The organism is Mycobacterium sp. RTGN4 (assembly GCF_033804635.1).
GTDB lineage: Bacteria > Actinomycetota > Actinomycetes > Mycobacteriales > Mycobacteriaceae > Mycobacterium.
In genome coordinates, this window is the sequence record NZ_JAPZLB010000015.1 from 94,061 (window position 1) to 118,988 (window position 24,928).

Consider the following 24,928-nt stretch of genomic DNA (forward strand, 5'->3'; position numbering starts at 1 on the left):
GACCTCAACGCCTGCGGATGGGCAGGCCGACCGCAGTCAGGATCTCGTCCCTGGCTTCGTCGCGTTAGAGCTCACGGGTTTTCGCCCCACTGCCCCGGGAGGCGGCGGTGACAGTGCCGTTGACTGGCGTATCGCATGAGCTTGCTCAGCCAGGTGAACAAGCAATCAAAAGGCCGCGGTGTCTGGGTGGTTGTTGGGCCGGGCGGCTCGGTGGGCGTTCCGCTTGGGGTCGTTGACACCGAATTTGAACCCGGTGCGGTCGCTGCGGCGATCCTGTACGAGTCGCAGCGCCGTGGATGCCTGCCGTATCAGGCTCGCGCGATGTTGATCTGATTCGATGCAGGAAGGCAACCCGAACCCGCGCTGTGAATCCTAATGGGTTGCGGCGTACTGTGTTTCAGCAGGATTCCTGTCATGTGGGTCGAGATAATTCGATTTTGCCGATCAGTAAGATTCTCAACGAGCGCCTGTACGACATTGGCGACGCGCTGGGGGTAAGCCCTGATGCGCGACCATTCGCGATGACAGTCCGACGAAGACCATCACCGTTGCGCACCAATTGCACTTGTCGCGGTTTGCGGTGACATACCAACAAGTTATCGTGTTGTCGAGATGCAGCGAAGATTAACAAGCGTGTAGCGATTGTTAAACAACATCGTCAGCCGAACTAGCCATTCGAGTACTATAAGGGCAGGTCAAGCCACGATTGGAGCTGCCGTCACGACGACCTTGTTAAAGTAGCTGCCGGAAATGGGGTCGAACGTCGGCGCTTGCCGCTGAGGTGAAGCCACTCGACGGCGAGCCGATTGAATCCTGGACGCGACAGCGCTCGCACGGCGGCCCCATCGATTATGAACGCCGTCGCCGGCTCGATTGCTCGACGCTGCTGACCGAGGGCTCCTGGCCGAAGGCGGCAGCCGACGCACATTCGCTGTTGGCGGGAACCCCTGCCGTGCCTGCCAGGTGTTACCTGATCGGCAGAATCAGCGAGTCCCCGACCGTTGCTCTGCTAACTCACCCAGAAATCGATCCGCGAAGCCTGAAGACACTGGTCGCGTCCTTCGGAGCCGGCCTCACCCCGCCGGTGGAGGCGGAATTGGATCACCTCGCACGTGGTTTCCTCCGTACCAGGGAATCGTCGAGCCGGCTCACTGCCACCCACCTCGGGAACTGCTCGGTGGCTCGAATTCCGTTAGGCGGCACAGAGATACGTGTGTGCGCAGCAAACGCAGCGCACCTGAGTTGATGCCGCCAACAGTTCTCTGAATCGGCCCAGCAGCTACCTCCGGATGCCTATCGTGGCGCACCTAACCCTAAGCGAGAGGCGGAGGTTGGTCCGATGGGTCGCACAAATTCAATGACCGGCGATCGAGCCGTCACCGACAGCGTTGTGGCGGTCGAGTGGAGGATGCGTTTCCGCGACGGCGTGGAAACGGTGTGGTTGTGGAACGTCCAGGGTTCACCTCCGTTGGACAAGCTGGCCTCGGCTCGGACACCCCGGTCGTCGGCGAGCAATCGCCACATCCCGGTATCGGCCTATTCAGTCACCAATTCCGACGTGCTACATCTGGAGTCAGGGCTCGAGCACGACCTGGTGCGCACGCTCGACCGCGATCCCGACGTCGTGCGAATGGTCGCCCAGCCGTTTCTGCTGTCGTGGAAGATCGATGAACCGGTGGGCCATTTCCCCGATCTGCTGACCCAGCACATCGATGGGGCCGTCACCGTCTGGGACGTGAGATCGCTCGAACAGCAGGACGACGACTTTCACGCCAAGAGCGTCGTTACCCGCCGTGCGTGTGAACGAGTCGGATGGCGCTACACAGTGTTCGCGGGGGTGAGCACAACCGAACGCATGAACACGTTGTGGCTGCATGGTTTTCGCCGCAGACCACCATGGGCCGGGCACTTCGATGACGAGATCCTGCGGATGGCTGGATGTGGCTCAACCGTGGGCTCGCTTCTTGCCGCCGACGATGGGACAGGTGAACTGACATCGGTGATGTGGCACCTGGTGTGGGTCGGCGCGCTGCGCATCGACATGACCGTCCCGTGGGGGCTGCACACACCCGTGGCGACGAGTAGTGAGCGCTGCCATGCCTAGCGCCCGCACCAGCCTGCTCGAAGGCACGAAGGTTCTCACCACGCAGGGGATCGCGCTCACGGGCCAAATCGCCGCAGCGGGTGTCACCTTGCACTACTCCTACGGCGATACCTCGACTCACGGCTGGGCTGAGCTCGACGTGATCCGCGGCCTCGAAGACGGTGAGGTCTGTGCGCTCTCCGAATCGCTTCGACCTCTGTGGGATGCACTAGCAGAAGACGTTCGCGAGGCGGCGCTCTTCAAGTTGGAGATCGTTCAGGAGATCCTGACCGGCTATCGTGACGGCCACCATGCTCTCGCGCGTCCCGGCGAGCCCCGTCCGCCGTACGGCCCGAGCGGAGCCTCGGAAAGCAAGCGCTGCACCGCGATGGCGACAGAACTGAACGCCGGCGCAACACTCGATCGGCGAGTGCGGGGGCGGCTTCAGGACGGTGAGACCCGAGTCGCTCAGTACAGCCCCGTCACGATCAGGTACTGGGTGCGCGGCTTCAAAGAGCGCGGCCTCCTCGCCCTGATCGACGAGAGAAGCACCCGGCAAAGCAAGTCCTGGGAACTGATCGACGACCGATACCGCCAGGTGGCGACCCAGATCGTCGACACCCTCGATGGCGACCGGTCCACGATCTCGAATCAGGAAATCGATCGACGCACCAGGGTTCGACTGAAGGAAAACGGGATTGACGACTTTCCGGCGCATCACCAGCCAGTTCCTCGCTACCCTCAAACGGGAGCGGGGAGCCACGACGCGGGCGCAGAAGAGCCGCAAGTCCCGCAAGGTCTCCGGCGCTAAACACTACCCGGCGATTCGTCCCGGACAGGTCGTCGCCATCGATGTCACTCGTGCAGACAATCTCGTCTACGACCCGCTAACCGGCCAACCGTGCAGCGTCGAAATCATCACCGCCATCGATGTCGCAACCCGGGTCGTCCTCGCCATACGGGTGGTCCCGAGAAGCGCGAACGGCATCGAGGCGGGGCTGTTGCTGTACGACATTTGCCGTCCCTTCTCCCTGATGGTGGACGGAACATCGATAGGGGACTGGAGGTGGGTGGGCCTACCTCAGCAACTCGATCTCACAGGCGTGTCCGTTCGAGTCGGCAAACGTGATCTGGCACCTGACTTTTCGACCCTGCAGGGTGAACACGGCATTCCTTCGGTCCTACCGGATGCCGTTCGGTGCGATCACGGCGCGATCTTCGTGTCCAAGCATTTTCGAGCGCTCCTGCAGATGCTGGGAATCGATCTGATGCTCAATCGGGGCGGGAAACCCAATGACAACCCGCACGTGGAGCGGTGGCACGAAACCATTCAGCGCGGCTTGCAGCAGATCCCGGGGTATAAGGGCCGCAATGTTTCTCAACGCGGCAGACTCGTCAGTGAAGAGCCCTTGCTGACGGCACGGCAGCTGCAGAATCACCTGCGGCGTTTCGTCGCGCTGGACTACCACCGCCACCCCCATGAGGGCGTCATTCTGCCCGGCGAAGAAGAAGCCAGGGTGTGTCCCCTCGAACTGTGGGATGCGATGACCGAGCTCACCGGGCGCATCGACGTTCCGCAGCAGCCGGACCTGATCTACCAGTTTCTGCCGGTTCGGTGGGGCACGATCCGCCACGCCGGTGTCGAGTTCAAGAACATGGTGTACGACTCGCTGGCCGTCCTTGAGCCGTACCGATCGGTGCCAGTCGGGCAGTTCCGGGCCGGTGATCGTGCTGCGCCATTCTTCTACGACCCGCAAGACCTCTCGCGCATCTGGTTCCGCGACCCCGCGACGAACACAGTGCACCCCATCGAGTGGCGTGGTTCGGACCGCACCGTCGCACCCATGACTGAGGCCATCGTGGATGTCGTGCGACGGCGAATCCGCAAGCGCGGCGGAAATCTAGTGCTCGGCCCGAACTCCGCCACGCGCCAGATCCTTGACGAGCTCACTCAGATTACCGAGGCGCCTGCGAAACCGAAGTTGCGGAGGGAGTTGATCGCCGCCAGGCTGCGTGTAGAGCAAGCCAAGGTCGATCACGCTGAGGTGCAACGGGTTCAAGACCAACTGATCACCGCTCGGCCAGCCGCACGGCGTGCACGGTCGGCGTCGCGGGAAGCCTGGCCGGACCTTCCCGAGGGCGTGTAAACCGTGGATGCGGAACTGTGGCACGAGTACTGCATGACGCAACCTCCATCAGAGCCCACGCCGGCCACGGTGCGGCGATGGAAGGCAATGACCGACCGGGAACGGGCAGCCCACCTCGACCGGTTGACCGAATGGTTGTACAGCCTGTTCGTGCCAACGAGCGACGTGAAGGCGATTTACGACGAGATCACCAAGGTCGTCCGAATCAACAAGCTGACGCCGCCTGGCGCGAAGACCCTCGCAGCACTCTCGGGACCAAACTACGCTGGTAAGAGCACGATGATGATGCGTTGGGCGCGCGAAAGGTATCTGACGTGGATCGACGGCGCCGAACTGGACACCTACGGAAGGCCGATCTTTCACTCAGATCCGGGGTGTGACGTCGACCTGTGTCCGGTGGTGTGGATCGACCTCGACGCTGCATCCCAAATCAAGGACGTCGATGCGGCCATTCTGCGAGTCTTCAACCTGCCGGCGGACGGAGTGAAACGAGACGTGTCGGCAGCGGCGATGGGAGCGGTTCGACGTCACCGAACACAAGTCGTCATCGTTGACGACGTTCACCTGCTGAAGACCAACTGGAAGTCTGGACGTGACGTGCTGGACCACATCAAGCACCTCAATACACGTCTCGGTCAGATTGGTGTCTCACTCATCCTCATCGGCGCAGATCTTAAAGACAGGGACCTCGCGCAGGACCCGCAGATCGCTGCTCGCCTTCGTCTGAACCGGTTCGAGCCCTGCGACATTGACGAGAACATCGAATCGGAACGGGTGCGATGGCAGGTGATCGTGCGCGACTTCGAACGAGTGCTCGCACCCCATCTGCCGAGGGGTAAACCGAAGGAGTTGCACACCAAGCTGGCCGGGGAGCTTCACGAGCGCACGCAGGGTTACCTCGGCGACCTCAAAGCGCTGCTCTGCGAGGCGACGATCAATGCCACCATTGATGGGTCGCACAGGATCCTGATGCGACACCTCAACGACGTGAGTTTAAGCAAACGTGCGAAGGAGGAGCGACATGTGAAGCGCCGCTGAAGGATTCGCAGGGATTAAGGGTAGACGTGTCATGCGTCAATCCGGCAACACCATCGAACGCAGCGAGTCTCGAAGTGCTGAAGGTAGCTTCTCGCGGAACGCGCGGTAGGCCACTTTGGATGCGCGCGTCGGCAGCCCGCTCCAGGCCGGACTCGTGTCGAGGGCCCCTTGGGCTACCTCGCACCACATCCAGGTAATGGCGAACGGTAGCGAACTCTGTCGCCTCGCTGGTGTCACCGACGTGCGCCACTCCACGTGCCACGCGGCGGGCTCGCGCGCCAGAGCTCGCACCCGCGATTCGCGGTGTCGGAAGTCACGGTCAGCAGGTAACGCAAACACCAAACGTTCTACCGCATCAGCGAATACCGGTGAACTGACGCGCATCCGGTTGCTCGCCGCACGTGCCGCGCGCAAACCAAAGTCCGGGTCCATGCCAAGGTGCACGGCAGCATCACGCCAACTGGCAGCTGATGACGCACTTCTCACGACGCACAGCGACACGTACAGCTGGCCCGTCCATTCGTAGCCGCCCAGCATGTCACCGAAGATCTCGCGGTAGATGCCGAGGTCGATCAGTTGGGGAATGGCAGAGGGTTCGAGGGTCCGTTCGACGTGACGGCGATCGAGTCGCCGGCCAACGTGGTGCCGGTCCGCCGTTGCAGCGTCGACCAACCGCTCGATCGTCGGGGTACGCGTCGTCCGGTTGAGCAGCCACCCGCGGGGTCCGCTGGCTCCGTCGGCAATGAGGGTCAGCCAGGGCGCCAGCCGGACTCCGGCCTCGACGAGGTTTGATGCGCGCAGGATCTGGTGTGCTTCCGATAAGGCATGCCCGCGCACGCGGGCGCTTTGCGGGGGACTCACACCCCAGCGCGGACCGCGGCGTGGCGTCCTCCGTTCGTCGGCTTCGCGGCGAAGTTCGTCCGCCCAATCTACGAACGCCGTGGCGTCACGATGCGAGAGGAGGTGAAGCAACAACGTTGAGAGATGACGCACCTCGGACAGGTAGGTCTCTGGATCGGACAGCCCGCCCAGCATCGCAACTGGTTGTCCCGCGATCGCGCGTGTGACGATCTCCGCCGTTCCGGTGATTGATTCCGGCGCAGCCTCCGTCGAATGATTCAGGGCAGAGTGCTGACATGGGTTGCGCAGACCCAACGAGTTTCCGCATGGTTGCGCCCAACCAAGTTGCGGTCGCAGAGGTGAGTGTCGCCCGGTGCGGAACCTCATTCCGCAACCAGCACACCGGGGAACCAGAAAGGTCGCGTGTACGGGGCATACCGCCACGATGGGCAATCGCCATGGCAACCGCCAGATCCCGTCCGTGGCCAGGCATTGGGGGCAGGCTTGCGAACCGAACTGGGGAAACCAGCCTTGCATCACCACCTGTCGAAAGCTGTCGCGTCGGGTAGGTTCCAGACCGCTCAGCTGAAGCGGACGACGATTGTCGTACCGCATCAGGGCGGCCGTCTCGAGTGACGGCTCCGAAAGCCCGCCCAGCTCGGCGATTCTGTTGGTGAGCAAGGGGTCGGGTTTGGACATCATGAACGCCGCTGAGGGCGTTCCGTCGACGCCTGATTCGGTCAGCAGGCGCACGAGTTGCGCCGGGCCAATCCCGTTCGCGGCGGCGAGACGCTCCAGGTAGCAGTCGAGCGCTTCGTCGGAGCTGATCGCGACCCGACTGGGCAACAACCCTCGTGGCCGCGACTGCGCAGCCATGGTCATGGGTGCGTCACGCGGCCTTTTCGCGCTGGGCACCGGAGTTCGAGAGGGTCGGCCGACGACGGAGTAGGACCCTGGGTTGACCCCCTGACCGGGCGATGCGGTCGTACCCGCGGCCGACCCCGCGACCATGAAGAGGCTGCGCAGAGCACCACCGTTCGAGAATGCCCTACTAGTAGGGCTGACTTCTAGTCTTCGGACGGGAGTACTGGAGGGCGTGCCGACGCGCCCCAGTCAGAACGACCCCAAGCGCGTGGTCGCATGGGAGCGACGGCGACGGATGGTGGGCACCCGGATTCAAGGCTTGCGCATCGACCGCGGCCTCACCCAGGAGCAGTTGGCGGAATCATCGGGCGTGTCACGCAACGTGTTGATGGATGTGGAGCATGGTCGCCGAGGGATCTTGCACGAGCGGCTCTTCGACATCGCCAAGGCGCTCGGTGTCTCAGCAGCCGACTTACTCGAGGGCATCCGGTGACCAGTACGGCGAAGGGGATGCAGCCACGCCTTGCGGGGCAATCCGCGCCACTGACGACTAGCAGTCCACGATGCGCCGTCAGTGGCGCGTCATTGTCCTTGGCATGAGCGCGCGCCGCTACCCCGCGCTGATGGGTGCCGGTTCAGCACTTGCCCGCGAACGGATGTCGATGACGTTCGAGTAGGCACTGCGGTCGCCGTCAAGAAATGGAAAGTATCGGCAACGAGCGACCGTCGGCAGCGGCGCGGTGGAGGTCGCGTTCGTCAGATGGCGCGCACTCCATTCGGGGTCCGTCACCTCACCACGGCGTCGCCAACGTCGGTGGTCGTTGCGCCTAGGCGCGTCCCGCAGGCAGGACACCATTGGACGTGTCCGCCGAACAACGCGGCGATGGCATCGAGTGCGTCGAGAGGGTGTGCGCACGTTTTCCGGGTGAGATGGTCCCGGATCGTGGTGAGGATGAACTGTGCGCGCTCGACGAGGGTGGTTCCGTAGCCTTCGGCGTCGATGTAGCCGGTGGCGATGACGTCTCCTTGCTCGAGTTCGTGCTGCTGGGAGCGGGCGGTGCCGTCCACGTCGTGGGGGTCGATGACGTCGACGAAGCGCCCGGTGGGTCGGAGGTCGATTTCGATGCGCCAATCATCGTGGCGTTCGCGGAAGTAGAAGCTGTGACCGTCGATCTCGCCGGTCCATTGCTCTGGCGCCCAGCCTCCGTAGCTGTCCACGACGACGCCAGGATGCTGGGCCAGCCACGCGTGCAGCTCGGCCTCAGCCGCCTGGGCTGCGGCCCGTGCCTGTCGACCGTCGCACGACTTCCGGTAGGCGTCAAGGTCGTTGAGCCACTGCTGAACTGCGGCACGGCGCTGTTCACGGGTACGTGTGCAGACGCAGTCGAAGCCGTAGTCGTGCAGATCGCTGTCGGGCAGCCGCGGGTGACAGGAACAGCGGCACCGTTCGCCGCCGTCGAGGTAGCGCCACTCGGTCAGCGCGCTCAACGCCACCTCGGCCAACGCGCCCGAATTGTCCACACCGTGCCGGCTGAAGACCTCGTGGAGGTGAGCGCGATAGCGTGCCCACGCATGCGCGCGGGCACGTTGGGTCCGCTGGCGGTACTCGGCCGCCGTGGGCACAGCAGGGTCGTCGTTCACGGGGTTCGAGACTGGCACACCAGTGGCGGGCTTGTCGCGCGAGTTTCGAGAGGCTGTGAGTTCGGTGACATGGATAGGGGCAGGGGATCGGCGGGAATGCCATCACGGGTGCACGCGATAACAGGTTGCCGACCCGGGGACGGCGTGCGATTCTGTACGGCTTGCCCGCAACCCGACTACCCACCGTGAAACGATGACTCTCACCGACAACGAAACGTCCGTCCCGCCCGCCGAAGCCGGAGGCGGTAGCGGTCCGCGCCGCCAGCCGATCGCCGATGTGGGTGCCTACCTCGACGGGCTTCCCGACGATGTTCGCTCTGGGTTACGAGCCCTAGGGGAGTTGCTGGTCGGTGTGACCCGACGACCGCAGCGCGCCGAGACCGCGGACCAATTCACCGCCCGGTGCCTCGGCGTCACCGATGCCGGACAACTCCTCGACGAGGACCGTGACCTCAATCCGGTGTCACGGTTGACCACCGCGGTCGCCTTGGCCGAATGGATCACCACGCACGGCGACGTGGTCGAGGTCGGGCCGGGGGAGTTCTCGCATCCCCCGAAGTGGACCCAAACCGAGATCGGCGGGCAGGTATACCGCCACCCTCAGTGCCTGCGGGTGCACTTCCCGGCCGGCTCGCTGCTGGGCGACGCCGGGTGCGTGATCGGGATCGACGCCCGACAAAGCATGATGCATTCCGCGGAAGTCAGCGCCTACGTCACCCGCGAGCGCCAAGACGGTGCCCGAGCGGTCCTGGACCGGTTGGCCGCACGCGCCAACGACCTCAACCCCTACCGCGGGCGGGCCGTCCGCGCCACCTACACCGGCGGCCTGCACCTGGCCGTGATCGACCTTCCCGCCGCGCTCAACCGTGACACCGTCATCGTCGACAGTCAGGTGTGGCGCGAGATCGACCTGGGTGTGACCGCGGTGCGCGACCGCCACGAATTGCTCAACACCCACGGGTTGGGTGCCCGACGTGGGGTGCTTCTGTGCGGGCCGCCCGGGACCGGGAAGTCGGCGGTCAGCGCGGTCATCGCCGCCGACGTCGTCGGGGAGTTCACCGTCATCTACGTCGACGCCAAGGCCGGTGAACAGCTGTTGACCGCGGTCGTCGAGGAAGCCCAACGCCTCGGCGGACCCGTCCTGCTCGTCTTGGAGGACATCGACTTGTGGTGTCGCGACCGCCACAGCGGCAGCAGTGGGCTCTCGGAGTTGTTGCAGGCCATGGACATCGCCGACGAGGCCCGCATTCTCACCTTGGCTTCGACCAACGACGCCGCGACCTTGGACAAGGCCGCGATCCGCACCGGGCGCTTTGATGCCATCGTCGAAGTGGGCTACCCCACTCGCACCGACGCCGTCCGCATCCTGACTGCGCTGATCATCAACCTGCCCGGCGGGGACCACGTGGACACCGCAGCGGTGGTGGCAGCGTTGCCGGACCACAGCAGCGGCAGCGACCTGCGCGAGATCGTGCGCCGCGCCGTCCTCACCGCCGAGGACTGGGGCCACCTGAGCACCGCCACACTGCTGGCCGAGGTGGGTAGCGGACGCTACCTCGCCACCGCGCCGGAAGGCATGTATCTGTAAATGAGCGACGGCGACGACGACATTCTGCAAGGTCACCGAGGCGGAGACGATCCACGTGCGGGGCAGCGAATCCGGCGCCGCCGCCTTGGGTGCCGCCCCGCGCGGCCACCTCGACACCCAACGACGTCGACGCGCCTTGGCAAGGCTGATGCGCCTCGACGTCGATCTACACGTGGCGAATACCCTCCACATCCCACCCGACGCCAGCGTGCATGCCGCGGTCCTTGCGGTTCGTCGTGCCGCGCCATTGGCCTTCGCTCGTTCGATCTTCGTTGTCGTCACGCAGATCTAGCCGAAAGTGTCATCCCTGGCTAGGGCATCGTTCACCATTAAATCGGCTGCGTCCGACGAACGCGTGGAGTCGCCCATGATGCGATGGTGCTGCACCGGGTGCGGGTTGCGCGGTGCGCGTAGCGCCCCGATGCGGCACCCGCACAGTAGTTTTCGACGCGACCGGTTGTCATGATGGTTCGGCGCGCGTTGCCGATCGGCGTGAGCCCTCAGCCGGGGGAAGTTCTCGAGTCCTGGCTGGGTACCTTGGCGGCCCGGTTGGACATGAACTTCGGCGATTTTCTCCTCGGCGTCGGCTCGTCGATCGGTGGCATCGATCTGCGCCGTCCGGGTCTGGCGGTGTACCTCACTGATCGGGAGTCAGCGGCGGTCGCCGCCTCGACCGGGGTCGAGCCGGCCCTGCTTCACGCGATGACACTGGCGCGTTACGACGGTCAGCTGGTATCGATCCACGCGTCAAGCAGCCGACTGCGGTGGTCGACGTGGAATCCCGGGCGGTCGCGATTTTGTCCCTCGTGTTTGACGGCGTCGGATGGCCGGTGGCAGTTGCGCTGGCGCCTCCCGTGGGTGTTCGTCTGCGACGTTCATGGGTGCCTTCTCGTGGACGTGTGCCCGGCGTGTGGCCAGGCGCAACGCGTTTCGCCGCGCTGGTTGTCGCCCGCGCGGATTCCTGACCTGCAGCGGTGCAGCCTGTGGACGCGCGATGACGGGACGTGCGTGCCGTGCGGAGGTGATCTGAGGACCGCTGCCTACCCAGCGTTGGCGGAATCGGATCCCTTGGCCGTGGCGCACGCTCGGTTGGCGGCCGTCTTGGGTGGGGCGGCAACCAGGTTCGGCGTCTATGCATTGTCGCCCGTGTCGAGCCTGCAGGTGCTGGCCGACCTTCGGGTGTTGTCGGCGCGCATGCTCGCCGCGATCGACATCGAGGCTCTGGACGACTTTCTGGAGGTGAACGGTGGAAGTTCGATCGGGAGCCGTGTACTCGCGCTCGGCCTGGACCTCCGCCGCTGGGGCAAGCCCGAGGTGTTCACCGCCCGCGCGTCGGCGCTGATCACCGGGATTGGCATCGCGCTGGCCTTGACCGTTCTGGGCTGCGAGTCGATTCACGAAGCCGGGGATCGCTTGCGGGGCGTCATCGGCCGACGCGGTTCTCGGAACCGAACGGCGACACCGGGGGAACTGCGGTTCGGGCACCTGAGCCCCGCACTGGAGGCGGTGCATCTGAGCGCCATCAGCGGCCACTTCACTGCGTCGAACAAGTTGCGCTTCCGAACGACGACCGCATTCCCGCGGTACCCACGCACAGACAGCACCGCCGACGGCGTCGCTCTGCGGCAAATTCCCACCGCGTTGTGGCGTGACTGGAGCCTGCGGCTCGTCGCCAGGCAGCGGATTCATCTCGATACCGTGTGTTCATCCCTGTCGCCGTTGTTGCTGATCGTCGGCACACGCACGTCGGTGTCCGATGCGTGCGAACACCTCGGCGGCGCGGTGAATGCGTCGCAACAGACCATAGTTCTCGATGCACTACACCGAAACCCGTTGTGGCCGAACATCGCGCAGGCAATCACACGACTCGCCGAGCACCTTATCGCCAATCCCAGCCCCATCGACTATCAAAGGCGACGCCAACTCCACTACGAAGGTCTGCTGCCGCCCGAAGTATGGGCTCAGATCTGCGACCGTGCAGGCTGGCAACCCACCGACGCGAACCACTCGGAGCAACTCGCGCGATCGTGGATGTTCGGACGCATCAGCGGTCAGCCCGCGGACATGTCCGAGTTCACCAGAGGAATTCCCCGCCCGCACAGGCAGCGAGACGACCTCGTCGAAAGGTTCACCCCCGACCTCATCGCGACACTCGACGGCGAAGCGACACGATTCCTTCACGACCACAACGTATTTGATGAACCCGTGCAGTGGTCGCCACCCTTGAACATCGTCAGCGACCTGGAGCTACCCGGGCCCGACCTGGCCACGGTGTCAACATCCGAGTTGCACCTCGCAATGGACGTCAAGTCGATGACGATCAGCGCCGCCGCACGACACCTCGGTATGCCGACCCCCTGCATTCGACTCTTGCTCGAACGGTTCCCCATCGAACCAGCCGCCGACCGCCCGTCCACCCAGCTGCAACGACTCAAAGCCAGCCTCACACCGCAAGATCTCTCCCAACTGCATCATCGCGACGCACTGCCGATCAGAACCATCGCCGCACAGTTCGGCGTGCACCACAGAGCGGTGTCCACCCTCGCCCGCGAATACAATCTGGAGACCAGAGGGGCCCGGCCCAATCCCCGATTGACCATCGATCCAGGCTGGTTCCAGTGCGAGTACGTCGAGAAACACCGCACCCTCACCGACATCGCCAACGAGATCGGCGCCTCCATCAGTGCCGTCAGCCGGTTCGCCACACGACATGGAATCCCCGTCATCCGTGACCCCCGCCTACTGCACACATCCAGCAAGGTGAAAAGCAAGACCGACGGCCCCAAAACGCCACCACGCGGTCGTTTATCGGCCATTGACCCCCACTGGCTTCGTCGCGAGTACGTGGTGAACCGTCGGGCTGCCTCTGAGGTAGCCCGCGAACTCGGCGTGGCCACGTCCACGGTGCACCGCCAAGTGAAGAAGCACGGGTTCACCGTTCCACCCCACCCCACGCCGAAGAAGCCGCCAAAGGACCCGGTGGTGCGCCCACGGCGGGACGTCGACCCAGATTGGCTACGTGACGAGTACCTGCAGAACGAGCGCACCCTCACCGACATCGCCCGCGACCTCGGTATGTCGCTCTCGACGTTGGCCAAACTGGCGAAGACACACGGACTCGAGGTGAAAAGAGGACGGCCCCGCGGCGAGCGGAAGCGATCGGAGCCGGTGAAACGCCGCTCCAAGGTTGATCTGGACTGGCTCCACCGTGAATTCGTGGTCAACGAACGCTCACTCACCGACATGGCCCGCGAAAGAGGTGTCACGGCCAATACTCTGCGGCGACACGCGCGCCAGCATCACATTGGCGATGCCCAACGTCAGGCCCACAATCAGACGTCCATCGATCTCGACTGGCTACACCGCGAATACGTAATCAACAACCGCGCCCTCAGCGACATGGCGCGCGAAATCGGTATGGCTACATCCAGTCTCCGCCGTCAAGCGGTCAAGCACGGGATCCGGCGCCTCCATGCGCGAACACCCGATCGGGATGAGTATCGGAACACTCGGCGCCGAAGTGGTCGGTGTCGATGACGAACGCGACGACGGCAAGGCAACTGTGGGGTGGGCTGAAACCCCAGCGTGAAGCGCGGTTGCGCCGCCGAGCTACCCTCGACGTGAAGACCCCTGCCCTCGACGCAAAGTGCGGCCCTGAGATTGCGCAATCGCCGCTCACAATCAGCCGGCATTCAAAAGCCAAGATTATGAGCAACATTCAGGTGCCAACGTAACGTTGCCCCGACGAAGCAGCAGCAGCCGATTGACTCATCAGATGAAACGTTGGACCTAGTCATGGATATCAGCGGTTATCCATTGACTGTGGAGCGCGTCGGTCCCGAACTGCAAGTTCGAATCCTGCCGGGGGACCGCCTCTACAAGGAGAAACACCCTAAAACCGGGTGCCGTACGTATCCGCTGCTCATCCGCACCTACATCGCCAACGGCAAGCGCCGCGGCTACGAGATCGCTGCTGATCAACGTAGACGATAGGGAACTAGACGCTTTGGTCGAAGTGATTGACAACGCATAACGCCTATTCGGCCTGGTAACCGTCGGCGAACGCCAGGACGTGGGGTGCCAGCGGACTAAAGGGCAGCAGTTTCATGCGCTGGGTAAAACCAGGTCCGGCCCGAATTGCGTACATGCCTCGTCTGCCTTCGAACCGACCGATGAGTGAAGCATCCTGGAAATGCTGGAGGCTCTCCATCAGAACCAGGGCGATTCACCCGGCTCGCGCGCCGCGGGAATTGCCATGACCTACAAGCTCATCGATGTCGCACAGGCACGCTGGCGGGCGGCAAATGCGCCGCACCTGGTCGCCCTGGTCCGTGCCGGCGCGGTGTTCCACAAGGGCCAACTGCTCGAACGCCCCACCGGCATCAGCCCACCAGAACCGGCCGGTTCGACCGAATCGGAGGTCGCCTAGAAACCCGATCCTCAGGTACCGACAATCGGTGGATATGGTCGGGATGATTCTCGCAGCTGCGGTGTAGCGCGATGGCATCTTGCGACCGGGCCGCATAAGTATGCGCGGGTAATGGCTTGAGAGGTCATAACGAGCTGGCGGCAGCGTATGCGACGTGCTCGCTTTTACCGGTCAGACTGGAGTAGCTTTCGCGCCTATCTTGCGGACGTACGCGCCGCAACGCGGCCACCGCCGTTTGGGCGGGTGCCGGAATTCCGTTGAACGCGGTCGCGCCGGGCCTGGTGACGACAGACCTCTTGGCACGATTGTTCAAAGACGCTGAGACGAAACATCGCCTCAGCGCTGGTATTCCGATGCCACTCGGCGGCCCCTACGCTCCACTCGCCGTTGCTGAACTGTTGTCGTGGCTTGCCAGTGAGAAGAATGGGCACGTCACGGGCCAGACCATCTTCATCGATGGTGGCGCAGACGCGGTGCTGCGAGGCGACTCGACATGGTGAGGATGAGGTGCGCCCCGTTCGGATGGGCACATCGAAAAATTCGAGTTTGGGGTTGTCTGCTCGATCATCGTAGGCAACGAGTGCGGGTGGAACGGCTCGATCAAACTGGAGGTCGTTGTGAAGGTACGTTTGGACCGCGACAAATGCGTCGGACACGCCCAGTGCTACGCGGTCGATCCGGAACTGTTTCCCATCAACGACGCTGGCTACAGCATCCTCGAACCGCATGGCGTCGTGGTGGCCAACGAGCCAATCACACATGAGGCCGTTGCCGCGTGCCCCGAGTTGGCGTTGATCGTCGAAGAGGATTGAGCCCGAGCGCTTCTGCGAGACGGGGCGTCGCAACCGCGGCGGCCTCAAGTCGCGAACCGCCAGCTCGACTACGTCCCGGCCGCAGTGCGAGGTCGTCTACAGCGTTTGCTGGTTCTACGGCGCCACAAGGGCACTACTGCCGCGATGAAAAGCCGACGCCGTCTTCACAATGGCGTTCCCCTGCGCCGAAGCCGAAGCCACACACGAATGAGCTCACCTCTTGATGTCCGCCACGTTCTGAGCAGTCAGAACGTCCCATGGGTCCTCCGCGCGGAGTGTCAGACGTCCCAACCGGAGCGCGCTTTGATTGCCGTTCCCGAACTCGCGGCTCCAGCTTTGCGCACGCATAGTCGATAGCCACAACCGATGCTCAAGGGTTACCCCTATCGCGCCGTGCAACTGGTGGGCGATGGTGGTAACAGTGTTGGTTACCGTGCCAAGGACGACCTTTGCGACCGTCACGGCGTAGCCGGTCTCCGGGCTGGCGAATCCGTGAGAGGCGGCGGCGGATACCGCTAGTTCTGTCGCGGCCCGGCCTCTCTCGATCTCGCCGGCCATCTCGGTGAGAGAATGTTGGACCGATTGGAATCGGCTCAGCGGATGACCGAACTGGATGCGCTCGCGGCAATGGGTCACTGTTGCCTCGGCGGCAGCGTCCAGTGCGCCGATGACCTGTACGCAGCGCGCCCACGCGCCGCGAACGGCCAGCTCATCGGAGAGCGCTGGATCGAGTACGAGTAATCGGCTTGCTGGCAGATCGAATTCGACTCGATCACGGGGTTCGCCGGCAAGATTCTGCTCATCGAGTATTCCGACTTCTGAGGGGGCGACAAGACCTGCGTACACCCCGCCGGAGGTTCGGGCCACCAGCAACACTGCGGAAGCGACCCGTGTCCACGGCACACCTATCGCCGTTCCCGTCACTCGATGTCCGTCGGCGTCGGCGTCGGCGATCGCGACGGTCAATGGGCCTTCGTTAGGCATCTCCAAGCCCATCTGGTGGCCGATCCACGCCGCCAGCAAATCAGTTTCGGCGACGGGGACAGCGCCGGCGTAGTACGCCAAACTGCGGAGTAGGACCGCGAGTTCGACCGGGCCGGCGTCGAGACCGACTGTGCTCGTCAGGCGGGACAGTCCGGTCTGCTCGAGATCGTGCCAGAGTGCGTCGTCGAACTCTTCCGGACGTCCACGCTGGCCGAACCGGGCCTTGAACGACCGATGGCCGATCTCGTCGACGAGAGTACGCAGGTCAGTTAGGCTGTCGTCAGTGGCGCCTTGCCCGAAAAGTCCTCCTGCTAATGAGGATTCACCAACCGTCATCGCAATCCCATCCCGCGTGCCACCACGCTGCGAAGCACCTCGTTGGTGCCGCCGCGCAGCGTGAACATTGGCTTGTGCAGACGAGCTTGGTCGAGCATCGTCCCCAGGGGACGATCCGAGACCAACGATCCCGGAGCAGAGTTCAACAGGCCCTCAATGAGATCGACGGATCTCTGTTCGAAGCGCGTCCCAAGATCCTTCACCAGCGCCGCCCGATTGGTAGCCGAGTCGCCGGCAGCCAGTGAGTGGGCCACCGAGATCGACAGCTGCCTCAGCGAGATTAGTTCAGCCACCAGGCTTCCTAGAATTGCAGCTGTTCCATTATCGGTCTCGGCCCCCGCTGTAAGCGCCCGGACTGCCGCGACGATCAACGGAACGGTGGTGAGGATCCGCTCTGGACCGCTGCGTTCGAATGACAGCTCGGCAGTCACTTGATGCCAGCCGTTTCCGATGTATCCGAGGACATCGCCGTCAGAGACAAAGACGTCGTCGAAAACTACCTCGTTGAAATGATGCTCACCCGACATCAATGCGATCGGGCTGATGGCGATGCCGGCCGCGGCGCGGTCAACTAGAAATTGGCTGAACCCCGCGTGCCTATGTCCGGGATCCGTTGGGGCGGTGCGGGCCAGCGTCACGATCACGTGCGCGTGATGTGCTCCGCTGGTCCACACTTTCGCGCCGTTGAGCAGCCAACCGCCATCGACTCTCGTTGCCTTCGTTTGTGCAGCGGCTAGGTCCGATCCGGCAATGTGCTCGCTCATTCCAACGGCTGAGTAGAGCCGCCCAGCGGTGATACGTGGAAGCAGCTGCTCGCGCTGTTCCTGACTGCCATAGGCCAGGAGGGCGGGCGCAACCTGGCGGTCGGCCATCCAGTGAGCCGCGACTGGTGCGCCGCAGGCAAGCAACTCCTCGATGACGACGTACCGATGAAGGTGTCCCTTGCCGTGGCCGCCGTACTCCGTCGGAATGGTCAGCCCCAGAAAACCTGCGTCGCCCAGTCGCGCGCTGAATTCCTCATCCCAGCAGGACAGCCACGAGTCCACGGCCGGCCGCCAGCCGTACTCGTCACTGTCATCCCGCAAGAATTCTCGAATGGATGCCCGTAATTCTGCGAGTTCGGGTTGGTTGGCGGACAGCACAGCGAACGTGTCATCCGCGGAGGTCGAGTCGTCATTCATCCGCCATCATCCCTCCAGATCGGCAAATCGAAACTCGCGATGGACGTGCGGCCTACACACTTGGCAATGGTCCGGCGAGCCCACGCGGAGTGGTACTCCACAACCAGCTCACCGCCTGACCGATTTCGGTGAGTTCGAGACCCTTGCCATTCTTTGCGTGGTATCGCCCAGGTGCCTCGGTGTAGCCGTCGATCCGGGAGAGAGTGTCACCGTCGACTCGAAGAACCTGCCCGGTCAACCAGGACGAGTCGGAAGACTGCAGCCATGCGACAACCGCGGCGGCGCGGGCGGGATCCAATGCCGGGTCGTCGGTTCGATCTTCGCCGAAGAACTCCGCACTCATCCGAGTGACGGCCAGAGGCGAGATCGCATTGGCAGTCACGCCGTATCGGCGCATTTCGAGCGCGGTCACGACGGTCAGACCCGCGATGCCGGCTTTGGCGGCACTGTAAGCGCTTTGACCGACGTTCCCCCAAAGTCCCGCTCCCGAAACGGTATTGACGATGTGGGCGTCGACGCGCTGGCCGGACTTGGCTTGCGCGCGCCAATGATCACACGCATGTTTGGTCACCGCAAAGGTGCCCTTCAGGTGGACGGAGATCACGGCGTCCCAGCTGTCTTCGGTCGCGTTCGTGATCATCGCGTCGCGGAGTATGCCCGCGTTGTTGACGACTCCGGTCAGCCTGCCGAATGTCGCCACTGCGGTCTTGACCATGTCGTCGGCAGCGTCCCAGTCGGTGACGGAGCCGGAATGGGCGACCGCCTTGCCGCCGGATGCCTCGATCTCGGTGACAACATCTGCCGCAGGTACTTTGCCTCCTCCGCTCCCGTCGCGGCCTACGCCTGGATCGTTGACAACGACCGCGGCGCCGTGGGCGGCCAACTCCAGGCAGTGGGCACGGCCCAGCCCGCGCCCACCGCCAGTGACCAAGACAACCTGACCGTCAAGTAACCCCATCGGATTCCTCCTTCTCCTGAATCGCGGGTAGACGCCGAGCAACTCGGGAATCCGGGGGCAAGAGTGCTGCCAGGGTTTCGGGCAGCGCCGTACCGTTCAACGCGGCTCCTTCGGCAGGTTCAGCACCCGCTCGGCGAGAATGTTTCGCTGAATTTCGCTGGTACCGCCCAAGATGGTCTGCGCCCGCCCGACGAGCATGTGGCGAACGAGTTCGTTCTCCGAGGGGTCGGCGCACGCGTCGGTGCCAAGGACGTCGGTCGCCAAATCGCCTAGATCACGGTCGGTTTCGGAGGTCAAGAGTTTGAGGACTGAAAATTCCGGCGACGTGAGGTCGCCGCCTTCGGCGGCGCGCTGCCAGGTGTAACGCAGCAACCACATGCGCGCCCAGAGTCTGGTCATCGATCGCTCGAGTACAGGGTCGAGCACATTGCGTTCTCGAGCCACCTCGACGAGTTGCTCGTGCCGACGGAACATCGACACCGCTTGGGAGCCAAGTGTGAGACGTTCGCGGCCCAGCACGGCCAGGGCGATCTCCCACCCTTGCCCAGCGCCGCCGATCTGCGCGTCATCGTCCAATTCGACGTCGTCGAGGAACACCTCGTTGAACTTCGACTCGCCATCGATCTGTTGCAGCGGCCGCACGCTGATGCCGGGGGACCCCATCGGCACGACGAACATCGACAATCCGCGGTGCTTGTGAGCATCGGTCCGTGCCAACAGGATTCCGTAATCGGCAGATGCTGCTGCCGAGCTCCACACCTTCTGTCCGCCAACGCGCCAGCCGGACTCGGTCCTCTCCGCGGAGGTCCGAACGGCCGCGAGATCCGAGCCCGCGTCGGGTTCGGAGAATAGTTGACACCAGACGTGCTCACCAGTACGGATCGGTTCGAGGTAGGTGGCTTTTTGGTGATCACTCCCGTAGGTGATGAGCACGGGCCCGACAAGATCCGGGCCAACGATGCTCACCTGGCGGGGGACGCTTGCGTGCGCGCACTCCTCGGCGAAAATTGCCTGAAGCAGTACAGATGCACCGGCACCGCCGTATTGCCGAGACCAGTGCAGGCATGTGTATCCGTGTTGGGAGAGATAGCGGTGCCAGTGTTTGCCGGGTTCGATGTCGGCCGCCGTGGGCGTTGGCCCGTAGTTGCGCAGTCCCGGTGGTCTTGGCGCGTCGTGCAGAAATTTGCGGATCGTATGTCGCAGCTCTGTGCTGTCTTCCATCTGTTGTCGCCTCGATAGTTGGACTGGTCTTCGGCTGCCGGTGCTCAATGGGGTTGGTGGTAGTGCGGATTGGGTTGTTCACGCCCTGTGAGCGCGCAGCCCACGGCGTTGATTAGGCGAACACGCGGGCTCCTGTGGCCAACCGACTCCAATGGTCGCCGGTTCGGCCGAAGAGGACTTCGTCCGTACGGGCCCGTTTGACGAACCAGCCAGCCGCGTGTTCCGAGGTGAAGCCAATGCCACCATGGATCTGAAGATTTTCGTGTGCCATTTCGCGTAGGGCTTCAGAGCAGACCGCCTTGGCCATGCTTGCTCGCCAGCCGGCCTCGTCATCGTCGTCGTCGACCGACTGCACGGCCGCCATCGAGGCCGAGCGCGCCATCTCGAGCTGAACGAGCATGTTGGCGCACCGGTGTTTGACAGCCTGAAATGAGCCGATCGCACGCCCGAACTGCTCTCGAGTGCGCGCATATTGGGTCGCCAGTTCGAGCACGCGTTCGCAGACACCCACCTGCTCGGCGGACAGCACTGCCAGCGCACGGTGCAGACAGCGGCCGACGAGTTCTTCGACCGGCTGCCGCGGCGTCAGGCGCTCTGCCCGGCTCGCGGTGAACGTGATGCTCCCCATCGGGCGGGTGCGGTCGAGCACGTTCTCTGCCGTAACGGCCACTCCTTGCTCGGCGGTGGCAACCACAAAGATTTCGGCCTCGCCGTCGACATCGGCGACGACGACGAGTTGATCGGCGGTGGATCCGTTGAGCACGTGGCGCACCGCGCCGTCCAAAGTCCATACGTTGTCCCGGCGGCGTGCCCGAACGGCGTTCGACCGGTTTTCCCAAATACCGCCGTCGACGGTGAGCACCACCGCCGCGGTGATGTCGCCGTCCGCCAACGATCTCAGTAGCTCGACGGGCGCTCCGGCCGCCACCAGAAGTTCGGTCGCCAGCACCGCTGACGCGACAAACGGAACCGGCGCCAACACGCGTCCAAGCTCATGGGCGATGACGGCTTGGGCCGCCGCGCCGTAGCCTGCACCACCCATGGACTCGGGGATGGCGATTGCCGCAACCCCGACCTGGCGGCACAGTACCTTCCATAGGTCAGCGTCAAAGCCCTCAACCCCGCCGTGCCGATCGAATGCGTCGGCACGAACCCGTGATTCAGGCGCCAGTCTGTCGCAAGCCGCGCGCACCGAGGCGGCGAGAGCTGCCTTCTCGTCGGCGGATACCACTGTCATGAAGGCCCTTTCGCGCGTCGATGTCTTCGTGTCGCTTCAAACAAAATATCGAGTTAAATGTTTGTTGCTGTCGTGCCGACCAGCGGTCCCGGCCAGTGGGTCGTCCGGACCCCGCTTCTCGCACGTCGAACGAGCTCGTTCACGCAACGCGCAGAGGCGCTCCTGACATGCCTCGGGCACGTTAGCCACTGGTGCGTTACCGGCTCCGTTATCGTCAGCGCCATTGGCGTTTTCGGGGCTCGAGGTCCTCGCCGCAACCACAGCGAGTCGTGTTAACGCACGTGGTAACGAGTCCAGTTCACGATCAGCGTGGATACACGCCAATGAATCGGAATCCGCTGGAGGCATGATCGTGTCTGACGAAGACCCAACCGTTAACCCGAGGTTGCATCCGGGCTCCGGAGGGACTGCAACCGACTGGATCAAATGGTCGGTCGGGGACGGCGTCGGCACCATCACGCTGAACCGACCCGCGGCGCGTAACGCATTCACCCTCCCAATGATTCGCGAGTGGGAACGGCTCTTGAGGTCGTGTGTGGACAACGATGACGTGCGTGTCGTAGTGCTCACGGGGGCCGGCGATAGCGCCTTCTGTGCCGGTGTCGACTTGTCCTGGCTCACCGAGGACCACACCCCCCTGCAGCGCAAACGCGACCTGCACGCCGGCATACAACGAGTCGCGTTGGCGGTGGAAGACCTGGATAAGCCATTGATCGCGTCGATCAATGGCGTAGCTGTCGGCGCGGGGCTGGATATGGCATTGATGTGTGACATGCGCTTGATGTCGAGCACGGCCAGACTTTCGGAAGGTTATGTCAAATTGGGCTTGGCGCCAGGCGATGGAGGCGCCTACTACTTGCCTCGGCTGGTCGGCATCTCCCGAGCTCTAGAGCTGTTGCTCACAGGAGAGTCCATCGACGCCGACGAAGCGCTACGAATCGGCCTGGTCAATCGTGTTGCTGCACCTGAACAATTGGCGGCCGAGACGACGCGGCTAGCGCGTTCTCTAGCCGCGAACCCGCCAGCAAGTGTCCAGATGATCAAACGCGCTACCCGCCAATCGGCAAACATCGATCTGCGTACGGCGCTGGACCTCGCGTCCTCGCACCTTGCGGTTCTCGCGACCACCGAGGACGCCGCCGAGGCGCTTGCGGCACTCAAGGAGAAGCGGACGGGGCGATACCACGGTTGCTGAGCGCTCATACCTGATGGCACCAAGTCTGATCTACCAGGGAAGTGGCCCTTCAGCGGCCACGTAGCCACCGGTCGGGCCATCCGGGCCGACCTGCGCCATTCGCGCGATGATCTCGGCGCTCTGCTCGACGGTCCGGATTCCGCAGTTTCTGTTCAGGTCGGTCTTGGTGAATCCAGGCTCCACCGCGTTGATCCGCATGGTCGGGAACGCCTTCGCGTACTGCACGGTGATCATGTTGACTGCCGTCTTCGACGCCGGGTAGGCCACGCCGGCGTAGGCGTGTGCCGGGGTTCCTGGGGTGGTGACGCGGGTCAGCGAGGCTAGGCCGCTGCTGACGTTGACTACGACCGCAGCAGCGGAGCGCCGAAGCAACGGGAGAAACGCGTGCAGGACCCGAACCGTGCCAAAGACATTGGTCTCGAACGTGCGCCGCATCAAGTCGGCGGTCAGGTTCTCGGCGCCAACCACGATGTTGTTGGCACCCCACTCTTCTGCGATGCCGGCGTTGTTCACCAGCACGTCCAGCCCTGTGTCGGCCTCGATCGCCGTGACTGCGGCCTGCACGGATGCATCGTCGGTGACGTCGAGTTGCACGGTTCGTGCGCCTAGCTGCTCGGCGGCTCGGTGTCCGCGCTCGGCGTCGCGGCTGCCGATGTAGACGGTGTGGCCCGCGGCAATGAGTTGGCGGGCGGTCTCGAAGCCCAGGCCTTTGTTCGCTCCGGTGATCAGTGTCGTCGTCATGACTCAACGGTAGGATTTCGAGTGTGCTCGAAGTCAACCCACAGCCGGTAACCGGGCCCACGGGCTCTGACCGCCAGGCGGGTCTCAGCATCGCCGAGGCCGCGCGCCGCACGGGGGTCAGCGTGCACACGCTGCGCTACTACGAGCGCGCCGGTCTGGTCATCACCTCAGTCACCCGCACCGGCAGAGGCTGGCGGCGCTACCAGCAGCTCGATCTGAAATGGATTGCCGTCTGTACCAAGCTGCGGGCCACCGGCATGCCTATCAGGACCATCCGCCGCTACGCCGAACTCGTCTCCGCGGGGCCGGGCAACGAGCACGAACGACTCGCATTGATGGAGTCGCACCGTATCCACGTGGTCGCAAAGCTTGTCGAAATCCAGGAGAACCTGAAGGCCATCGACCACAAGATCGACGTCTATCGAAGCAGCGTCGCCGCCGGCGACGCCGACCAACTCTGGGCAGCCACTCCCTAGCCAGCCCACCGCCATGTCAAGATCTGCGATCGGCACACCCCGAAATCAGCCAACACTGACGAGGCCTCTGCGCAATGACGGCTGAGACAATCAAATTGATCAGATCCGCACTATGCACACCGGATGCCGAACAACGATCGGATAGTGGATCGACGCGCCGAGACCGCCGGGCGACGCGGGCAGGCAACCCGCAATTGCGCGCTTAGCTTAGTTGTCGGTTCTGCGCTTGTTGCGATGCCGTTCGCGCCTAACGCACAGAGCGAAACGCGCGCGTCCCTCCCTCGAACTTCGGTCACGGGGCGGCGGACCGTCCTGGTCGAGGATCCAGGCGGGGGCTCCCCACGCCAGTGCCTGGGCGAGCGACGCCTCGATGGGGCGCCGTTGAACTTCATTCCCGTCGTATGCCTCATCGCTCACGCCGCACCACCCTCAGTAGGCCCGAAGCGTCGCGTCGAATGTGGATATGGCGCGCAGTTCGGGGACAGGTCTACAATGAGGGGACTATCCCCGTTTTGTCGAGGTGCCCGCTTGGATGTGACGAAGGTGTCACCGATGCCGCCTGCCGTGCCCAAACGGCGCGATGCGCGGCGTAGTTATGATGCGCTGGTTACCGCCGCGCGCGCCGCGTTCGAGGAGCATGGACTCGAGGCTTCCCTCGACGACATCGCGCGAGCGGCAGGCGTGGCGAACGCAACGCTGTACCGCCATTTCCCCACGCGGTACGAGCTACTGGCGGTCGCCCACGCAGAGAGCATCATCGCGTTGTGCAATCGCGCCCAACAGTTGCATGAAACCTTGCCGCCCAGTGAAGCTCTGCACCGATGGTTGGAAGACGTCGTCGACGAGGCAAGCGAATCGCGCGGACTCACTGCGGCGTACCAGGCGGCGTGCTCGCATGCCGACCTGGGCATGGAGTGGTGTAAGCAGGCACTTGCCGAGGCGTGTGGCCTGCTGCTTCGGGAAGCCCGACTCGCCAAAACCGCGCCGCCCGAACTGACTGTCGATGACGTTCTGCGACTAGTCACGGCGATCACCCTGGCGACGGATTCCGACCCTGCGCCAAGTCTTTCGGCCCGACGCCTGCTGGCCGTTGTCCTCGCCGGTCTCAAGGCAGAAGCAGTGGACGGCGACGCGATCAACGCGCCGCCGCGATAACG

Annotated in this window: 22 protein-coding genes and 2 pseudogenes; 16 read left to right on the forward strand and 8 right to left on the reverse strand. The window is 63.8% G+C overall.

The features are described from left to right. Positions 1 to 135 precede the first annotated feature (135 nt). The 5 genes from SLQ30_RS26460 (at position 136) to SLQ30_RS26480 (ending at position 5,268) form a co-directional block, all read left to right on the forward strand. A complete protein-coding gene (locus SLQ30_RS26460; protein ID WP_319449757.1) occupies positions 136 to 333 on the forward strand; it encodes a hypothetical protein in 198 nt (65 codons plus the stop codon). 1,024 nt (positions 334 to 1,357) lie between these two features. After that, positions 1,358 to 2,104 carry a TnsA-like heteromeric transposase endonuclease subunit gene (locus SLQ30_RS26465; protein ID WP_319449756.1) on the forward strand — a complete coding sequence of 249 codons (747 nt, stop codon included), beginning with the start codon at positions 1,358 to 1,360 and terminating at the stop codon, positions 2,102 to 2,104. Between the two features lie 88 nt (positions 2,105 to 2,192). After that, a complete protein-coding gene (locus SLQ30_RS26470) occupies positions 2,193 to 2,894 on the forward strand; it encodes a hypothetical protein (RefSeq protein ID WP_319449755.1) in 702 nt (233 codons plus the stop codon). After that, positions 2,782 to 4,230: a transposase gene (locus SLQ30_RS26475; protein ID WP_319449754.1), complete on the forward strand. Its 1,449-nt coding sequence runs from the start codon at positions 2,782 to 2,784 to the stop codon at positions 4,228 to 4,230. The genes SLQ30_RS26470 and SLQ30_RS26475 overlap by 113 nt, the downstream gene beginning before the upstream one ends. 87 nt (positions 4,231 to 4,317) lie before the next feature. Then, entirely contained in the window at positions 4,318 to 5,268 is a 951-nt protein-coding gene (locus tag SLQ30_RS26480; RefSeq protein WP_319449753.1) for a TniB family NTP-binding protein, read from the forward strand. A gap of 36 nt (positions 5,269 to 5,304) precedes the next feature. On the opposite strand, the gene SLQ30_RS26485 is transcribed toward SLQ30_RS26480, so the two are convergent. Then, complete coding sequence (locus SLQ30_RS26485) at positions 5,305 to 6,954, reverse strand: TniQ family protein (RefSeq protein WP_319449752.1); 1,650 nt, start codon at positions 6,952 to 6,954, stop codon at positions 5,305 to 5,307. Between the two features lie 250 nt (positions 6,955 to 7,204). On the opposite strand from SLQ30_RS26485, the gene SLQ30_RS26490 reads away from it, so the two are divergent. Continuing rightward, the gene (locus SLQ30_RS26490) at positions 7,205 to 7,465 is read left to right on the forward strand and encodes a helix-turn-helix transcriptional regulator (protein ID WP_319449751.1); all 261 of its coding nucleotides are present in this window, start codon (positions 7,205 to 7,207) and stop codon (positions 7,463 to 7,465) included. Positions 7,466 to 7,758: 293 nt separating this feature from the next. On the opposite strand, the gene SLQ30_RS26495 is transcribed toward SLQ30_RS26490, so the two are convergent. Continuing rightward, positions 7,759 to 8,613, reverse strand: a complete 855-nt coding sequence (locus SLQ30_RS26495; RefSeq protein ID WP_319449750.1) for a hypothetical protein — start codon at positions 8,611 to 8,613, stop codon at positions 7,759 to 7,761. 193 nt (positions 8,614 to 8,806) lie between these two features. On the opposite strand from SLQ30_RS26495, the gene SLQ30_RS26500 reads away from it, so the two are divergent. From SLQ30_RS26500 to SLQ30_RS26530, 7 genes and pseudogenes are all read left to right on the forward strand, one after another. Beyond that, a complete protein-coding gene (locus tag SLQ30_RS26500; protein ID WP_319449749.1) occupies positions 8,807 to 10,201 on the forward strand; it encodes an ATP-binding protein in 1,395 nt (464 codons plus the stop codon). A gap of 55 nt (positions 10,202 to 10,256) precedes the next feature. Beyond that, positions 10,257 to 10,493, forward strand: a complete 237-nt coding sequence (locus tag SLQ30_RS26505) for a hypothetical protein (RefSeq protein WP_319449748.1) — start codon at positions 10,257 to 10,259, stop codon at positions 10,491 to 10,493. Between the two features lie 170 nt (positions 10,494 to 10,663). Next, positions 10,664 to 13,738 carry a TniQ family protein gene (locus tag SLQ30_RS26510; protein ID WP_319449747.1) on the forward strand — a complete coding sequence of 1,025 codons (3,075 nt, stop codon included), beginning with the start codon at positions 10,664 to 10,666 and terminating at the stop codon, positions 13,736 to 13,738. Positions 13,739 to 13,996: 258 nt separating this feature from the next. Beyond that, complete coding sequence (locus SLQ30_RS26515) at positions 13,997 to 14,194, forward strand: hypothetical protein (RefSeq protein WP_319449746.1); 198 nt, start codon at positions 13,997 to 13,999, stop codon at positions 14,192 to 14,194. A gap of 235 nt (positions 14,195 to 14,429) precedes the next feature. Next, positions 14,430 to 14,630 (forward strand): annotated as a pseudogene (locus SLQ30_RS26520) (IS256 family transposase); the annotation flags it as partial. A 242-nt stretch (positions 14,631 to 14,872) separates the two neighbouring features. After that, positions 14,873 to 15,130 (forward strand): annotated as a pseudogene (locus tag SLQ30_RS26525) (SDR family oxidoreductase); the annotation flags it as partial. Positions 15,131 to 15,247: 117 nt separating this feature from the next. Then, entirely contained in the window at positions 15,248 to 15,442 is a 195-nt protein-coding gene (locus tag SLQ30_RS26530) for a ferredoxin (protein ID WP_319449745.1), read from the forward strand. A 213-nt stretch (positions 15,443 to 15,655) separates the two neighbouring features. Here the strand turns inward: SLQ30_RS26530 and SLQ30_RS26535 are convergent, their stop codons facing one another. The 5 genes from SLQ30_RS26535 to SLQ30_RS26555 form a co-directional block, all read right to left on the reverse strand. After that, the gene (locus SLQ30_RS26535) at positions 15,656 to 16,762 is read right to left on the reverse strand and encodes an acyl-CoA dehydrogenase family protein (RefSeq protein WP_319449744.1); all 1,107 of its coding nucleotides are present in this window, start codon (positions 16,760 to 16,762) and stop codon (positions 15,656 to 15,658) included. Continuing rightward, positions 16,759 to 17,943 (reverse strand): acyl-CoA dehydrogenase family protein, encoded by a 1,185-nt coding sequence (locus SLQ30_RS26540; protein ID WP_319449743.1) that lies wholly within the window; start codon positions 17,941 to 17,943, stop codon positions 16,759 to 16,761. The genes SLQ30_RS26535 and SLQ30_RS26540 overlap by 4 nt, the downstream gene beginning before the upstream one ends. 52 nt (positions 17,944 to 17,995) lie before the next feature. After that, positions 17,996 to 18,901 carry an SDR family NAD(P)-dependent oxidoreductase gene (locus SLQ30_RS26545; protein ID WP_319449742.1) on the reverse strand — a complete coding sequence of 302 codons (906 nt, stop codon included), beginning with the start codon at positions 18,899 to 18,901 and terminating at the stop codon, positions 17,996 to 17,998. A gap of 96 nt (positions 18,902 to 18,997) precedes the next feature. Further along, complete coding sequence (locus tag SLQ30_RS26550; RefSeq protein WP_319449741.1) at positions 18,998 to 20,122, reverse strand: acyl-CoA dehydrogenase family protein; 1,125 nt, start codon at positions 20,120 to 20,122, stop codon at positions 18,998 to 19,000. A 112-nt stretch (positions 20,123 to 20,234) separates the two neighbouring features. After that, entirely contained in the window at positions 20,235 to 21,359 is a 1,125-nt protein-coding gene (locus SLQ30_RS26555) for an acyl-CoA dehydrogenase (RefSeq protein ID WP_319449740.1), read from the reverse strand. 346 nt (positions 21,360 to 21,705) lie between these two features. Here SLQ30_RS26555 and SLQ30_RS26560 point away from each other — a divergent pair, with 346 nt between their 5' ends. Beyond that, positions 21,706 to 22,554: an enoyl-CoA hydratase/isomerase family protein gene (locus SLQ30_RS26560; RefSeq protein WP_319449739.1), complete on the forward strand. Its 849-nt coding sequence runs from the start codon at positions 21,706 to 21,708 to the stop codon at positions 22,552 to 22,554. 30 nt (positions 22,555 to 22,584) lie between these two features. On the opposite strand, the gene SLQ30_RS26565 is transcribed toward SLQ30_RS26560, so the two are convergent. Beyond that, the gene (locus SLQ30_RS26565; RefSeq protein ID WP_319449738.1) at positions 22,585 to 23,295 is read right to left on the reverse strand and encodes an SDR family NAD(P)-dependent oxidoreductase; all 711 of its coding nucleotides are present in this window, start codon (positions 23,293 to 23,295) and stop codon (positions 22,585 to 22,587) included. 23 nt (positions 23,296 to 23,318) lie between these two features. On the opposite strand from SLQ30_RS26565, the gene SLQ30_RS26570 reads away from it, so the two are divergent. Continuing rightward, positions 23,319 to 23,771, forward strand: coding sequence for a MerR family transcriptional regulator (locus SLQ30_RS26570; RefSeq protein ID WP_319449737.1), 453 nt, complete (start codon positions 23,319 to 23,321; stop codon positions 23,769 to 23,771). A 534-nt stretch (positions 23,772 to 24,305) separates the two neighbouring features. Further along, a complete protein-coding gene (locus SLQ30_RS26575) occupies positions 24,306 to 24,926 on the forward strand; it encodes a helix-turn-helix domain-containing protein (RefSeq protein WP_319449836.1) in 621 nt (206 codons plus the stop codon). The last annotated feature ends 2 nt before the right edge of the window (positions 24,927 to 24,928 follow it).